General features: G+C 67.8%; 13 protein-coding genes. 2 read left to right on the plus strand and 11 right to left on the minus strand.

Going from position 1 to position 14,366, the window contains the following annotated elements; translation table 11 throughout:
- Positions 1–205: 205 nt before the first annotated feature.
- The 3 genes from ACRSBM_RS06455 to ACRSBM_RS06465 all read right to left on the minus strand — a co-directional run bounded on the left by ACRSBM_RS06455 (position 206) and on the right by ACRSBM_RS06465 (position 3,336).
- Positions 206–898 carry a hypothetical protein gene (locus ACRSBM_RS06455; RefSeq protein WP_434440624.1) on the minus strand — a complete coding sequence of 231 codons (693 nt, stop codon included), beginning with the start codon at positions 896–898 and terminating at the stop codon, positions 206–208.
- Positions 899–947: 49 nt separating this feature from the next.
- Entirely contained in the window at positions 948–2,963 is a 2,016-nt protein-coding gene (locus ACRSBM_RS06460) for an NACHT domain-containing protein (RefSeq protein ID WP_434440626.1), read from the minus strand.
- Positions 2,964–3,144: 181 nt separating this feature from the next.
- Positions 3,145–3,336, minus strand: a complete 192-nt coding sequence (locus tag ACRSBM_RS06465) for an antitoxin (protein WP_434440628.1) — start codon at positions 3,334–3,336, stop codon at positions 3,145–3,147.
- A gap of 459 nt (positions 3,337–3,795) precedes the next feature.
- Between ACRSBM_RS06465 and ACRSBM_RS06470 the strand changes: the two genes are divergently transcribed.
- Positions 3,796–4,491: a peptidylprolyl isomerase gene (locus ACRSBM_RS06470; RefSeq protein WP_434440630.1), complete on the plus strand. Its 696-nt coding sequence runs from the start codon at positions 3,796–3,798 to the stop codon at positions 4,489–4,491.
- A gap of 9 nt (positions 4,492–4,500) precedes the next feature.
- Here ACRSBM_RS06470 and ACRSBM_RS06475 read toward each other — a convergent pair whose 3' ends face one another.
- Genes ACRSBM_RS06475 through ACRSBM_RS06500 form a run of 6 tightly spaced genes read right to left on the minus strand, consistent with a single transcriptional unit; the run spans position 4,501 to position 11,148 of the window.
- Complete coding sequence (locus tag ACRSBM_RS06475) at positions 4,501–5,118, minus strand: TetR/AcrR family transcriptional regulator (protein WP_434440633.1); 618 nt, start codon at positions 5,116–5,118, stop codon at positions 4,501–4,503.
- Between the two features lie 33 nt (positions 5,119–5,151).
- Positions 5,152–6,312: an acyl-CoA dehydrogenase family protein gene (locus ACRSBM_RS06480; RefSeq protein WP_434440635.1), complete on the minus strand. Its 1,161-nt coding sequence runs from the start codon at positions 6,310–6,312 to the stop codon at positions 5,152–5,154.
- Position 6,313: 1 nt separating this feature from the next.
- On the minus strand, positions 6,314–7,399 hold the full coding sequence (locus ACRSBM_RS06485; protein WP_434440637.1) for a CaiB/BaiF CoA transferase family protein: 1,086 nt from the start codon (positions 7,397–7,399) through the stop codon (positions 6,314–6,316).
- Positions 7,396–8,514 carry a Glu/Leu/Phe/Val family dehydrogenase gene (locus tag ACRSBM_RS06490; RefSeq protein ID WP_434440639.1) on the minus strand — a complete coding sequence of 373 codons (1,119 nt, stop codon included), beginning with the start codon at positions 8,512–8,514 and terminating at the stop codon, positions 7,396–7,398. Before ACRSBM_RS06490 ends, ACRSBM_RS06485 begins: the two co-directional genes overlap by 4 nt.
- A gap of 8 nt (positions 8,515–8,522) precedes the next feature.
- The gene (locus ACRSBM_RS06495; protein ID WP_434452997.1) at positions 8,523–9,620 is read right to left on the minus strand and encodes an NAD(P)/FAD-dependent oxidoreductase; all 1,098 of its coding nucleotides are present in this window, start codon (positions 9,618–9,620) and stop codon (positions 8,523–8,525) included.
- A gap of 43 nt (positions 9,621–9,663) precedes the next feature.
- Positions 9,664–11,148, minus strand: coding sequence for an aldehyde dehydrogenase family protein (locus tag ACRSBM_RS06500; protein ID WP_434440641.1), 1,485 nt, complete (start codon positions 11,146–11,148; stop codon positions 9,664–9,666).
- A gap of 82 nt (positions 11,149–11,230) precedes the next feature.
- On the opposite strand from ACRSBM_RS06500, the gene ACRSBM_RS06505 reads away from it, so the two are divergent.
- Positions 11,231–12,151, plus strand: coding sequence for a LysR family transcriptional regulator (locus tag ACRSBM_RS06505; protein WP_434440643.1), 921 nt, complete (start codon positions 11,231–11,233; stop codon positions 12,149–12,151).
- Between the two features lie 313 nt (positions 12,152–12,464).
- Here ACRSBM_RS06505 and ACRSBM_RS06510 read toward each other — a convergent pair whose 3' ends face one another.
- Both ACRSBM_RS06510 and ACRSBM_RS06515 read right to left on the minus strand, forming a co-directional pair.
- Positions 12,465–12,950: a DinB family protein gene (locus ACRSBM_RS06510; RefSeq protein ID WP_434440645.1), complete on the minus strand. Its 486-nt coding sequence runs from the start codon at positions 12,948–12,950 to the stop codon at positions 12,465–12,467.
- 27 nt (positions 12,951–12,977) lie between these two features.
- Positions 12,978–14,357: an ArnT family glycosyltransferase gene (locus ACRSBM_RS06515; protein WP_434440647.1), complete on the minus strand. Its 1,380-nt coding sequence runs from the start codon at positions 14,355–14,357 to the stop codon at positions 12,978–12,980.
- Positions 14,358–14,366: the final 9 nt, after the last annotated feature.

Here is a 14,366-nt window from a genome sequence, read left to right on the forward strand (position 1 = left end):
TCAGACCGATGCGCTTCTGAGCGACCACCGGCACCATCTGCCGCAGTTCCCGGAACGCCGGTGAGCCCGGCCGCGATTGACGAGAACGCGTGGAAGCCGTCAAAGCAGCTCCGCGCCTTCACGCGATCTGCTCGACCAGCTCTGCTCCCGAGTGCGGAGAACGTCGAACATGCTCAGCCCCAGGTCAGGGCGGGAGCATACGTGGTCAGGTGACCTTTTCGACCTGAGCGCGCTCTATGGCGTCCTTCCCCGGCTCACCGACCAGGTCGAACGCGGTCCTGTTCAGCACGACGCAGGCCGAGCCGACCCCGACGACCCGCACGGTCGTCTGCTTCCCGTTGCTGAGGTTGGTCACCCGGACCGACGTGCCGACGGGCAGTTGCGACGAGAACGCCCCAGGCGCGCCACCGACGGCCGTCAACCCGACGGTCGTGCCGTCGCACACGACCCGCCCGCCGACGCCGGAGGTCCGGACCCGGGCCGCGGACGTCCGTGCGGTGGGTGCCGGCGCGTTTCCGACGATCTCGACGCGAATGCGCCGGAGAAGGCTTTCCGTCACATTCTCGGCGGGTTCGGCGGACCGAAGTGAATCGAACGCCGCGGTGTTCAGCACCGCGCAGCCGGTGGAGGTGCCGGTGACCGAAACGGTGATCGCCCGCCCGTTGGCGAGATTCGTGATCCGCAACGAGGTTCCGACGGGGAACTGGTCCGACAGCACACCGGCCGGTCCGGCGGACGGAACCGAACTCACCGGCTGGCCGCCGCACACCTCCTTGCCCGCCACCCCCGACCGCGACGCGGGCGCGCCGGAGCCGGCGAGGGCGAAGGCCGTACCCCCGACGGCGGCGACGACGGACAAGACTCCCGCGCTCGCGATCCAGCCCTTTGACCAGCGCATGTGCACCCCACCTTCCTGTCAGGCCGTACGGCCCGCGGATCGGGAAGGTTCAACGGCGCGTGGCTCGGACCAGCGCGGTCGGATCGCACGACGCCAGGTGGTCCCGCAGGGCGACGTGGACGAAGCGGTACTCGCCGTCGACGCGGGTGAGCAGCAGCCGGTCCTGCGCGAGATGAAGCAAAGCCTTGCGGCGGAACGACAACTCGCCCAGCGACAGGGGCCGGGTGACCCCTTCGGCGCTGATCTCGGCGAGCGCGTCGAACGGCCAGACGTAGTCGCGCGCGGCGGTCGGCGTCACCAGCAATCCCAGCGCGACACCCAACGCGGTGCCCCACGATCCCAGCGTCCCGATGCCGCCGAGCAGACCGACCGTGCCGAGGAGAGGGACGGCGGGCTGGATCCACCACGGACGCCCAAGCCGCATGCGTTGCTGTTGTGCCGGACGCACCGTGCGCCACACGCGTCCCACCGCCGCCGAGAAGATGCCGCCCGCTACGCCGGCGGAAAAACCGATGCCCATGCCTGCCATCACCGCGTAGGGGCCCGTCCAGATCATCGCGACGCCTGGTGCGGCGGCGATCAGCGCCGCCCACGGCACAGGTGCGTCACCCGGTATGAATCCCAACGCCAAGAAGAATGACGCCACCACCACGAACACGTACGCGACGAAGTAGGGCCACGACGTTCCGATGCCACCGAGCCACAAGCCTGCGAGCCCGACCAACAATCCGGCGAAGATCCCGGCAAGGAATCCGAGTGCGGCAGTCAGAATGCCGTGCGCGCGTCCGGGCGGGTGGAAGACGCGCGGCAGTTTGTTCACCAGCACGAGCAACGACGAAGCGGCGACCACGAAAGACAAAGCGGGCCACACCCCGAGGCGCATCGCCGTCATGAACGCCACCGCACAGACACCACCGGCATATGCGGCGGGTACTGCTCGGACGAACAGCAGCCACAACGGACGCGTCGGCAACAGCGGAAGCCACGCACGGCGGTGAGGCATGTGCACGGGCGCACCGAGGTCCGGGCGGTCCAACCGCGCGAGGAACTTCAACGCGCGAATGGTGGGGCCCGCGCCACGTTGGCCGGAGAGGCGCTCCACCACGAACGAGCCCACGAAGTCGGTGCCGATCGTGTCGACCTGCTTGTCCAAATGCGTCAACGCCAACAGGTTCAGCGCCAGCGGTGAGTCCAGTCGCTCCCAGATCTCCGGCGTCAGGGCGGATTCCAGACTATCGAGACGTGGACTGACCGATGCGATGTACGCCAGCACCTGACCGCGTGACAACGGCTCCACGACCACCGTGGGCAGGTTCTCGATCGGACCCGTCGAGCACACGACCGAGGCGAACGGCGCGAGTTCGGACTCGCAGTGCGCACGGTCGACGCGCGGCACCTCGTCCAGACCGTCGATCAGCACCGCCACCCGCTCGCGGCGCAGCCAGATCGAGCCCGCCGAACGACTGATTCCGTAACGGCGGTTCATCTCCCGCAACAACCATGCGGTGAACTCGGTCGGCTTACGCGTGCCGTACGCACGCCACGTCGCCAAGTCCACGAGGACGGGAATCGGTGCCTCGGGGTCGTTGCGTGCTCGCTCGACCAGCACCAGGCACAGTTCGCGTAACAGGGTCGAGCGCCCACTGCCGACCGGACCGACCAGGACCATCGAGTGACCGAGCCGCTCGTAGACAGCCTCCACGTCGGAAGAAGAGTCCTCCTCGTCCTCGACCCGGACGGCGAGCCGGGGCGGCTGCAGGACACCGAGCTTGATCTGCGTCTGGGCCGCCAGCGAGGAGGCGATCAACGCCTTCACCCGCGACTCGACCCGAGCGAGCGCGGCGGTGCGGCTGCTGGTCTCGTGACCGCGAACACGTTCCCAGAACGCGAGACCGATCGCGACGAGCACCATCGCGCCGACCGCGGGCCACAACCACCGGCCGAACTCGCCGAAGAACCCCGGCACGGCCCCGCCGGTACTCACACTGATGGCCGCCGGAAGCAGCAAAACAACGGTGACCAGGCACAATGCCGCCAACGCGGTCAGCCGTGCCGCTCTGGTCACCCCGCTCGGATCCACCTTCACCTCCGCGATCCCGGCGACCGACGGTAAACCGTGCCGCCAGGATCGCGGAAGTGACTCAGACACGTGTATGTGTCCGCGGCCACGGATGGTCCGATCAGGCGTAACTCACACGCGCACCAATCGCGTGTGCAGCCCCAGGGACGCACGCTGGGTAAGGCTGTTACTGCTGCTGACCGCCGAAGTCGCGGAGGCCTTCCTTCAGCTTTTCCTCGCCTTTGTCGATGTGCTCGCCGTGCTTGCCGCCGGTCTTCTCGTCGGCGAACTGGCCGGCACGCTCGACACCCTGGTCGACCTTGTCGCCGTGCTGCCCGACCATGTCCTTGGCCTTGTCCTTCATTTCCTCGAAGCCCATGACTGCATCACCTCCCTATGGATTTCGGATACCCGGTCTTGGATCCAGCACACGTCACTGGATGGAGTGAAGCTCCGCGACCGCGCACCTGTTGTGAGTGCGGTGAGGACGTCAAGCACCACGCCGGCGGAGGGAACAGGCGCCTGCCAGGGCTGGTTGACGCCGAGCGAGATGTTGGCGAGCCACACGTGGGGAATCCCGATGGCGAGCTCGGCTACAGGCGGCCTGATTCCGTTCGAGCACCGACAGTCCGATCGCGATTCCACCGAACGCGGATCACTCTCCACATCGGACGCGTCGGTAACGCACCGCCGAAAGAACGCCGCTGAAAGGAACGCCGCCACCGTCATGCAAAGTGCGCCCGGAGGCGACGTGCGAGGACGAGATCACCGATGCCCCTGGCAACTGAGTGATCCGTTAAACCTTGCCGGTCACCGCCGGCTCCCGTAGGAAACGCGCATGAGGCGAATCGCAGCTGGTCTGGCAGTGGCGGCACTGGCCGTCGGGTTCATCACGACGGGTACCGCAGCCGCCGAGGAACAGGTGACGAGGCCCGACTGCGGCTACACCGCGACGCCGGAGGAACCGGCCGCCCGCCCGGTGTCGATCCCGCACGACCCTTGGTTCACCAAGGGCAAGGTCCTGGTGAAGGTGAAGACCAACCAGGGTGATGTCCCGATGCTGCTCGACCGGTCCAAGGCGCCGTGCACCACGCACAGCTTCATCCACCTGGCGCACCGCGGGTTCTACAACCAGACCGAGTGCCACCGCCTCACCGCGTACCCGACGTTGAAGGTGCTGCAGTGCGGCGACCCGTCCAACACGGGTGAGGGCGGCCCCGGCTACAAGTACTCCGATGAGTTGCCGACCGACCTGCAGCCCGCGCCGAACGACCCGACCGGCCAGCGCCGCATCTACCCGCGCGGCACGCTCGCCATGGCGAACGCCGGCCCGGACACGAACGGCTCGCAGTTCTTCCTCGTGCAGTCGGACTCGATCCTGCGCCCGAACTACACGGTGTTCGGTCAGATCCTGCCCGAGGGCCTCAAGACCCTGGACAAGATCGCGGCCGGTGGCATCGCGGGCGAGAACCCGCTGGACGGCAGGCCGAACGTCAAGTCCGAGCTGAAGTGGGTGCTTCCCCTCGGACTCTGACCGAGTGCGTCACACGTCGGAGAGCGTCCACCCGGACAGGGCGCCGTAGAACGCGTCGCAGAGCCGCCGGACCACCTGCTCGTCAGGTAGTCCGGCGGTCTTCGTCAGATCGATGATCTCGCGCGGGTCGAACAACGCGTTGTGCAGGAACCGTGCCACGTTCAACAACGCGTCCGGCAGAGCCAGGTCGATCAGCACACCGCGCAGGGCCTGGTCCCACGCGCCGCACGACAGCCTCGTCGCCTCGTCGGCGTGGTGCAGGCGTTCCAGAAAGCCGCGCTGCGACCAGAACCGCACTATCACCGGTCCGTGTTCGTCCTGCAGCTTCACCCAGCGCGTGGCCTGGTGCTCGAACAGTTCCTTGCCGGTCTTGCGAGACTTTTCGCCGTGCTCGACCAACGACGCTACGACGTCCTCGTGGTAGGCCACCACGAGCGCTTCCACGGACGGGAAGTGCCGATAAGCCGTCGCCTGGGAAAGCGCCGCCTCGCGCGCGATCGACTGCATCGTCGCCGTTGCTGGTTCAGCCCGCAGGACGTGCGTCGCGGCATCCAGCAATCGCTTGCGGTTGCGGCGCGCGTCACTACGGCTGTTTGTCTCCTCCGGCAGAACGTCCTCCCACCCCACGAATCCAGTGCGGGTGCAGGATAGGGCGAAGGATCAGCGGAATGAGGCGATTCCGGTCAACGCGTGGCCGATGGATAGCAAATGGATGTCGGACGTGCCTTCGTAGGTCAACACGGATTCCAGGTTGTTGGCGTGGCGTAGTGGCGAGTACTCCAAAGAGATGCCGTTGGCGCCGAGGATCGTCCGGCTTTCCCGTGCGATCGCGATGGCCGACTCGACGTTGTTGTACTTGCCGACGCTGATCTGTTCGGGCTTGAGCGTGCCCGCCTCCTTGAGCCTCGCGAGGTGGAGCGCCAGCAGCATCGAGTTGCTGACCTGCACCGTCATGCTCGCGAGCTTGCGCTGGGTCAGCTGGAACGCGGCGATCGGCTTGTCGAACTGGATACGCGTGCCGGAGTAGTCGAGTGCCGCCTGCAACGAATCCCGGGCGGCGCCGACGGCCCCGAACACGATCCCGAACCTCGCCTCGTTCAAGCATGAAAGTGGTGCGCGCAAGGAAGTCGCGAGCGGCAGCCGAGCGCTTTCCGGCAGCCGTACGCCCTCCAGGACCAACTCGGAAGTGACGGATGCTCGCATTGACAGCTTCTGCTTGACGTCCCGCGTCGAGAATCCGGGCGTGCCGCGCGGAACGAGGAATCCTCGAATTCCCTCCTCGGTTCGCGCCCACACGGTCGCCACGTCGGCGAGGCCGCCGTTGGTGATCCACATCTTGGTGCCGTCGAGCACCCAGTCCGAGCCGTCCCGCACGGCCCGCGTGCGCATGCCGGACGGGTTCGAGCCGAAGTCCGGCTCGGTCAGCCCGAAACACCCGATCGCCTCACCGGCGGCCAGGCGCGGCAGCCATTCCTGTTTCTGCTCCTCCGACCCGTACTTCCAGATCGAGTACATCGACAGCGAGCCCTGCACGGACACGAAGCTGCGGATCCCGCTGTCCACCGCCTCGAGCTCCAGGCACGCGAGCCCGTACGCGAGCGCCGACGTCCCCGCGCACCCGTAACCCTCCAAGTGCATGCCCAGCACGCCGAGCTTGCCGAGTTCCCGCGCCAGCTCGCGCGGCAGGATGCCCTGTTCGAACCAGTCCGCGATGTGCGGCCGGACGTGGTCGGACAGGAACGCCGCGACGGTGGCCTGGATGTCGCGTTCCTCGTCGCTCAGCAACGACGGGATGTCCAGCAACTGCAACGGGTCCTGCACGTCACTGCTCCAGCTTCGGCGGGCGCAGCCGGTAGGTGACCGGCGTGCGCGACAGGCGGATGGGGTTCGCTACGAGCGTCATGTCGTCGATCGTGGCGGTCGGGTTGAGATCCAGCGATTCGGCCAGCGCGAACGCGTGCGCGACGTCGTTCACCGGACCGCACGGGACACCGAGAGGCGTCAGCGTCTCGAACCAGTGCTGGGCCGGCCGCGTTCGCAGCCGTGCCGAGAGCACCTCGAACAGCTCGTCCACGTTCAGCACCCGGCCGGAGTTGGTGACGAACCGCTCGTCCGTGGCGAGTTCCGGCACGTCGAGCACCGAGCACAGCCGGCGGAACTGCCTGTCGTTGCCCACCGCGAGCACGATCGGCTGGTCGGCCGTCGGGAACACCTCGTACGGTGCGATCGACGGGTGCCGGTTGCCCATCGGCTTCGGCACCGAACCGGCCAGCGTGAAGCCCGCGCTCTGGTTCACCATGCTGGACAGCAACACCGTCAGCAGGTCCAGCTCGACGAGCTGGCCCAGCCCGGTCGCCTCCCGGTGCCGCAACGCCGCGAGGATGCCCACGCAGGCGTGCAACCCGGTCAGCACGTCGACGAGCGCCACACCGGTCTTCACCGGCTCGTACGGACCGGGCCCGGTCACGCTCATCAACCCGCCCACGGCCTGCACGAGCAGGTCGTAGCCGGGCAGGTCCGCGCCCTTGCCCGAACCGAACCCCGAGATCGAGCAGTAGACGAGGTCGTCACGCCCCAACGACTCGTAGTCCAGCCCGAACTTCTTCATCGTGCCCGGCTTGAAGTTCTCGACCACGACGTCCGCACGCGCGATCAGCTCGCGCGCCTGTTCCCGGCCCGCCCTGGTCGACAGGTCGATCTGCACGGATGTCTTGTTCCTGTTCACGGACAGGAAGTACGTCGCCTCGTCCTCGTAGTGCGGCGGACCCCACGTGCGGGTCTCGTCGCCCCTGCCGGGCTGTTCGACCTTGATCACCTCGGCGCCGAGGTCGCCCAGCATCATCGTCGCGTACGGCGCCGCCAGCACCCGGCTGAAGTCCGCGATCACCACACCTTCGAGCGAGCTCATGCGACCCGTCCCCGCAGCTTCATCGCGGCCAGCACACGCTCCTGTGCCAGCTCCCGTGCGGCCACATGTGTTGTGGTGCCACGGCTTCTCGCCTCGACGATGACGTTCGCGGCGTTCGCCCTCAGCTTCTCCGACACGGCGTCCAGCACCGTCGCCGGGTTCACCGGGAACGGTGAGTACCGCGCGTCCATCCCGAACGCCGCCGCGACCACGCCGCCGGCGTTCGCGATGAAGTCCGGTACGACGGTGATCCCGCGCCGCGCGAGAACCTCCTGCGCCGCGGCGGAAGTCGGCAGGTTCGCGCCCTCGACCACCAGGGTGGTGTCGAGCTCGCCCGCGAGATCCGCGTCGATCACGTCCTGCATCGCGGCGGGCACCAGCACGTCGCACGGCACCCGGAGCTCGGCACCGAGCTCCCGGACCTCGCCGTACTCCTGCACCGCGAGGTCACCGAACTCGCTCCGCAGCTTCACCAGCCGGGCCACGTCGAGACCGTTGGCATCGACCAACGCGCCGTGCACCGACGACACGGCAACGACGACAGCGCCCAGTTCGGCGAACCGCTTCGCCGCTGCGGCACCGACCGCGCCAAAACCCTGAAGGGCCACACGCTTGCCCCGCAAGGGCATCAGTTCATCCGCCACCTCGGCCACGCCGAACCCGGTGACGCCCAGCTCGTCGTACGGAAGACCGCCGAGTTGAGCCGGTGCGCCCATCATAGCGCCGCGGTCCGACAGTTCGTCCTGGACGATCGCGGCGTCCCGTTCGGTGAGGCCCATGTCGAGCCCGAGCACATACTCTCGCGGCACCTCGTTGGAGAGCTTGCGCGCGAACGCCCGCAGCGCCGCTTCCTTGCCGGGCGAGGCCGGATCGAACACGATCCCCGCCTTCGCGCCGCCGAAGAACAGGTCGACCCCGGCCCACTTCCACGTCATCACGCGCGCGAGACGGGCGATCTCCGCGACCGTCACGGCCGGGCTCATCCGCGTGCCGCCCTTGCCCATGCCGCGCGCGGTGTTGTCGATGACGAGCACGCCCTTCATGCCGGTGCGCCGGTCGGACACGCAGACGACCTTCTCCGGCCCCCACTCGTCCATGAGCTCGAGAACATCCATCAGTTTCCTCACACGCAGTTGAGTTCCGGCCGTGCCCGGTCGGCGGCGAACCTTGCGGCGTCCAGACTGGACACGTCGACGAAGGGCTCGCGCTCCAGCACGAGGTCGCGCACGACCTCGCCGACCGCGGGGCCCTGCAGGAAGCCGTGCCCGGAGAAGCCGGTGGCGTAGAAGAACCGGCCCACGGAGCCGATCAGCGCGTTGTGGTCCGGTGTCACCTCGTACAGCCCGGCCCACCCGTTGCGCACGCCCACGTCCAGCAACCTCGGGGCGCGTCGTCCGATCGCCTCGGTCAGACGTGGCAGCCACGCGTCGGACATGTCCAGCTTGAAACCCGGTGTCTCGTCCGGGTCGGACATGCCGAACAGCAGCCCGCGGCCTTCGCGGTGGAAGTAGAAGGTGCTGCCGAAGTCGATGGTGAAGGGCACCACCCGATCGTGTAGTTCGGGCATGGGCTCCGTGAACATGACCTGCCGTCGCAGAGGAGAAACCGGCAGGTCAACGCCCACCATCTCGCCGATCGACCGAGACCACGCGCCGGCCGCGCAGACGACTGTGCCCGTCGAAACCGTCCCGCGGTCGGTCTCGACGCGAAAAGTGTCAGACCCCGTCCCTACGATCGATCTCACGGTTGTTCTGGTGCAGAAGCGGGCACCGAACCGGCGGGCCGCGGTGGCATAGCCGAGGACCACGGACTCAGGAGTGCAGTGTCCGTCGTCCGGCGAGAAGGTCGCCGCGAGCAGGCCGTCCGTTTCGATCAGCGGCGAGATCCGTTGTGCTTCCTCTGCGGTCAGCATGCGACTGCGCACTCCGAGGGAGTTCTGGAGCTCGACGTTGCGCTCGAACGCCGTGACGTGTTCCCGAGAAGAAAGGAGGAACAGGTAGCCGACCTGGTGCAGATCGATCTCCTGCCCGGGCCGCTGCGAGAAGCGTTGGAACAGTTCGATGGATCGAGCTCCGAGCCTGATGTTCAGCTCGTCGGAGAACTGGGCGCGCACTCCACCCGCTGCTTTGCAGGTGGAGCCGGAGCCCAGCTCGTCCTTCTCGACGACCACGACATCCCGGATGCCTGCCTCGGCGAGGTGAAAGGCGATGGACGATCCCATCACCCCGCCGCCGATGACGACGACTTCGGCCTGACCAGGCAGCTCAGCCGAGCCGGTAGTCAAGGTTCGCCTCGATCGCGAGAGTGTCCATTTGCGCTTTCTGCAGCTTCCCGGAGTAGTCCCAGTTCATGGACTGCCAGCGGGTGAACTGGTCGAGCACCCACACGCCCGACTGCCGGGAGCCGTTGCCGCTCTTGCCGTTACCGCCAAACGGCAGGTGCGCCTCGGCCCCGGACGTCGAGTTGTTGACGCTCACCATCCCGGCGGAGATGCCGGCACGGAACCGGAAGGCCTTGTTCGGGTCCGTGGTGTAGATCGAGCACGACAGGCCGTAGCCCGGCTTGTTGCCCAGCTCGATCGCCTCGTCCAGGTCCGAGTACTTCATGACGCCGACGATCGGTCCGAAGGTCTCCTGCAGGAACAGTTCGTCGTCGGCGCGCACACCGGAAACGATTGCGGGGTGGTAGAAGAAGCCGTTCTCACCAGTGAAACCGTTGCGCGGGCTGGATGCCGTGATGCGGCCGGTCGTGCCGTGCACCGTGTGGTGCTCGCCGATCCAGCCGAGGTACTTCTCGTACGCCAGGGCGAACTTCTCGTCCAGCAGCGGTCCATAGAGGACATCACCGGTCGGGTCGCCGACCACGGCGCCGGCCACGGCCTCGACGAACCGGGACAGGAACTCGTCGTACACCGACTCCTGCACGATCGCCGTGCCGAGCGAGGTGCACCGCTGACCCGCGGAACCGAAGCCCGCGAACAGCGCGCCCTGCACGGCCAGGTCGAGGTCCGCGTCCTCGGTGACGACCATCGGGTTCTTGCCGCCCAGCTCCAGGCACGGCGTCTGGAGGTGGCGCCCGCACAGTTCGCCGATGCGCACACCGACCTCGCTGGAGCCGGTGAAGCCGACCTTGTCGACGAGTCCCTGCCGCAGCGCCTGTTCCAGGCCGTCGAACGTCTCCGAGCCCTCGGCGAAGACGATCTCGAACACCCCGGTGGGGATGCCGGCTGCCTGGAACACGTCGTAGAAGGCCTGGGCTGAGGCGGCGGAGTACTCGGCGGGTTTCCAGACGACCGAGTTGCCGCACAGCAGCGCCGGGATGATGTACCAGGACGGCACGGCCACCGGGAAGTTGCCGGCGGTGATGATCGCCGCGACGCCGACCGGGTTGCGGAACGTGAAGAGCTGCTTGTCCGGCATCTCCGACGGCACCGTCTGCCCGTACAGGCGCCGGCCCTCGCCGACGAAGAAGTTGCAGGTGTCCACGATCTCCTGCACCTCGCCACGGGCCTCGGCGATCGGCTTGCCGATCTCGCGGGTCACGAGCTGGGAGAGGGGCTCGAAGTTGGCCTCGACGAGCCGGCCGATGTTGCCGATGACCTGCCCGCGCACGGGTGCGGGTACGCGTGCCCACGCGCGCTGTGCCGCTTTCGCCCGCTGTGCCGCGTCGACGAAGGTGCGGCTGGTCCCGAGCTCGATCTCGGTGACCACGTCAGAGGTGTTCGCCGGGTTCGTGGAGACGTAGGACATGCACTCCACCCTGGTAGCTGCCAGGTGGTTCCGCCAGGGGTTGCAGACTGAAACCTCGCGAAGTCGAGCATAAGCTGTCCTGGTGCTCAATCCGGTCCATCTCCGCACGCTCGTCGAGGTTGTGAAGACGGGTTCCTTCGCCGAGGCCGCCCGCCGTCTCGGCTACACGTCGTCGGCCGTGTCGCAGCAGATCTCGGCGTTCGAGCGCGCGGTCGGCGTGACGCTCTTCGAACGCGAGGCGCACTCGATCAGGCCGGCCAGCGCCGCTCTGCTGATCGCCGACCGCGGTGGTGAGCTGCTCGCCGCGTTCGACGGGTTCGAGCATGAGGTGAAGGCGATGGTGCAGGGGCTGCGGGGGCGGCTGCGGATCGGCACGTTCCCGACCGCGAGCTCACGGGTCGTGCCGAAGGCGCTGGCGAAGCTGCAGGCCGACCTGCCGGGTGCCGAGATCCGCCTCGACGAGGCCGAGCCGGACGACGTGCTGCCGCTCGTGCTGACCGGTGAGCTCGACCTCGCGCTGGTCTACGCCTACGACCTCGTCCCGCGGACGTGGCCGGACGAACTGACGGTGTTGCCGCTGCTGGACGAGTCCCTCCTGGTCATGGTGCCGGTCGAGCACCCGGCCGCGAAAAGCAACGTCAGACTCGAAGATCTGAAGGACGAACGCTGGATCGCCTCGCGGGATGGAACGTCCGGGGCCACCTGTCTCACGCGTCTCTGCGCGGCGGCGGGATTCGCGCCGAAGATCGCCTTCCGCAGCAACGACTACGAGGTCGTGCAGTCACTCGTGGCGGCCGGTGTGGGGGTCGCGCTGGTGCCGGCGCTCGGGCACAAGGCGTTGCCGGGGACGCACGCGATGCCGTTGCGGCACAAGCCGTTGCGCAGGCACGTGCACGTCGTTCACCGCACCGCGAACACGAACCCGTTGCTGCGCGATGCGGTAAATGCTCTCCAAAACGTGTGCCAAAGCGCTGTAGGCGGCTACATAAGTCCGCCTCGATGAAGGAACAGGCGAACTCAGCGGCGATGGGCGCCGGCTGCGATCCGGAACGGGGTTTCGCCGGAGGTCTACCGCGGTCCGTGGGTGTGGCTGTACGGCATCACCAGGCTGCGCAACGCGAACCCGGTCGAGCGCGTCACGCCGGCTGGCGGAGACCGGCGTGCGGGTGGGAAGCGTCGCCGGCGCACTGGCACTCCCCGGTCTGCGCGACCGCCTGCTCCGGTCTCGCGCCGCGCTGATGTCACTTGCCGGTGCCGTCGTCGACTTGGACGGTGTGGTCGCACCGCTCACACCGCTGTGGCCAGGCGAGGTCTGGCTACTCGCCGGTCTGCCCGTCCGCCAGTTCGCGAAGCAGGTCCAGATGGCCCACGTGGCGTGCGGTTTCCTGCGCGACGTGGGCCAGGATCCATCGCACGGTGCGTTCGCCGTCCGCCGCAGTCGCGTCGGGGTCGAGCTTCTTCAACGCCTCGGCGTTCGCCCACTCAGCCTGGTAGGCCTGGATGAGCGACGCCGGGGTGTCGTCGTCGGTGAGGTCCCACGACGGATCCGGGTCGCCCTTCCACAGCGACGGCAGTTCCAGGCCCGCGCCTGCGATGCACAGCCAATACCGTTCCACCGCCGCGAGGTGTTTGAGCACGCCGAGCGCCGTCAGCTTCGGGGAGGTGGCGATCGGGGCCGCCGCGGCCTGGTCGCGGGTCAGGCCCTCGACCTTCGTCACGGCGGTCTTGCGGAGGAAGTCGAGGAACTCCCAGGCGAGAACGCCTTCGTCCGTGGCGAGGTTGGTGGGCCAGGTACGGGTCACCGGGCGAGTTTGCCAGTCAGCAAGCGCTTAGTAGTAGTGGCGTAGCTTCGGCCAGAACTCTTCCCACGGTTCTGTTGGTGCCGAGCACACCTTGATTTCCACGCCGTCCTCTTCGTTCTCGACGGCGTTGTGGTGCTGGGTGACGACCTTGCAGTCGCTGAACGGCGGTTGGCTGAACCCGACCAGCAGCACCTTGCCGGAGGTGCGCGGAGGTGGTCCCCAGTCGTAGAACGACATGTGGCCGGAGTACGGCTGGATGTCGGTGTGGACCTCGATCGCACCGGCCTGGCCGTAGTTGCGGGTGATGACGGTGGGGTGGTCGTTGTCCCGCCATGCGTTCTGGACTGTCATGGCCAGTTCGTGCCAGCCGACCTGCTCGCCTTGTTCGGGGTTGATGGCGATGACCGGTCCCAACGCGCTGGGCGGAAGGACGGGGAGCGAACCGATCACAGCCGGCACGACGCTCAGCGCCACCAGCACGCCGCCGAGTGCCTTGCGGCGCAACAACCATTCCTGGGCCTGGCGTGCGCCCGCCGCCATCAGCACCAGCAGCAGGGGCACCGCGTAGTACGGCTTGCCGCCGGTGATCAGGCACAGCGTGCACAGGATCGGGTAGGCGAGCGCAAGCGAGCGGAACGTCCGGTCGCGCCACAGGTTTCGCAGGCCGATCACCCATACCGGAACGAGAAGCGGTGACAGCAACAGCAACTGCATGGGGACGAACATGACGCGGTTCTCGGTGCCGTCGTCCTCGCTGATGCCGCGGGCGACGGTGAGCAACGGGAAGTCGTGCAGCGCTTGCCAGATGACGACCGGCGCTGCGATCACCGCGCACACGGCCACGCCCGAGGGGAGCCACCAGGTGCGCAGGACGTCGCGGGGGCCGGTGATGAGCAGGGCGGTCGCCAGTGCGGCCAGCAGGAGGAGCAGCAGCCACTTGTTGGCGAGGCCCACGCCGGCGATCGCGCCGAGGGCGAGCCACCAGCGGGTGTCCCGGGTCTTCAGGAGTCTGATCGCGAAGTAGGCGATGAGCACCCAGATGAGGAGGTCGACGGTGGCGGTGGAGAGCATGTGGCCCAAGGCCAGGACGAACGTCGACGTTGCCGATGCGGCGGCGGCGAAGACCGCGCCGCCGCCCAGTTCCTTCGCGATGAGCGCCACGACGACCGTGATGGCCAGCGCCAGCACGGTAGCGGCCACGCGGAGGCCCATCGGGGTCTCGCCGAACGCCTCGGTGGTGAGGCGGGCGAGGAGCGGGGTGATCGGCGGCTGGTCGACGTAGCCCCAGTCAGGCCGTTTGCCCGCCGCGATGAAGTACAGCTCGTCGCGGTGGAACCCGTACCTCCCTGATAACGCGGTCAGCACTACCGCCTGTACAGCGAGCACGAGCCCCACCCCACGTCTCATGGACGGACG

The sequence above is a fragment of the Lentzea xerophila genome, assembly GCF_051094245.1.
Lineage (GTDB): Bacteria > Actinomycetota > Actinomycetes > Mycobacteriales > Pseudonocardiaceae > Lentzea > Lentzea xerophila.

Bases quoted from the DNA above. Each gene is read 5' to 3' on its own strand.
- ACRSBM_RS06465 (WP_434440628.1), bottom strand. From the start codon at position 3,336: ATGGGCTTCGAGGAAATGAAGGACAAGGCCAAGGACATGGTCGGGCAG.
- ACRSBM_RS06455 (WP_434440624.1), bottom strand. From the start codon at position 898: ATGCGCTGGTCAAAGGGCTGGATCGCGAGCGCGGGAGTCTTGTCCGTC.
- ACRSBM_RS06515 (WP_434440647.1), bottom strand. From the start codon at position 14,357: ATGAGACGTGGGGTGGGGCTCGTGCTCGCTGTACAGGCGGTAGTGCTG.
- ACRSBM_RS06490 (WP_434440639.1), bottom strand. From the start codon at position 8,514: ATGGATGTTCTCGAGCTCATGGACGAGTGGGGGCCGGAGAAGGTCGTC.
- ACRSBM_RS06470 (WP_434440630.1), top strand. From the start codon at position 3,796: ATGAGGCGAATCGCAGCTGGTCTGGCAGTGGCGGCACTGGCCGTCGGG.
- ACRSBM_RS06500 (WP_434440641.1), bottom strand. From the start codon at position 11,148: ATGTCCTACGTCTCCACGAACCCGGCGAACACCTCTGACGTGGTCACC.
- ACRSBM_RS06495 (WP_434452997.1), bottom strand. From the start codon at position 9,620: ATGGGATCGTCCATCGCCTTTCACCTCGCCGAGGCAGGCATCCGGGAT.
- ACRSBM_RS06485 (WP_434440637.1), bottom strand. From the start codon at position 7,399: ATGAGCTCGCTCGAAGGTGTGGTGATCGCGGACTTCAGCCGGGTGCTG.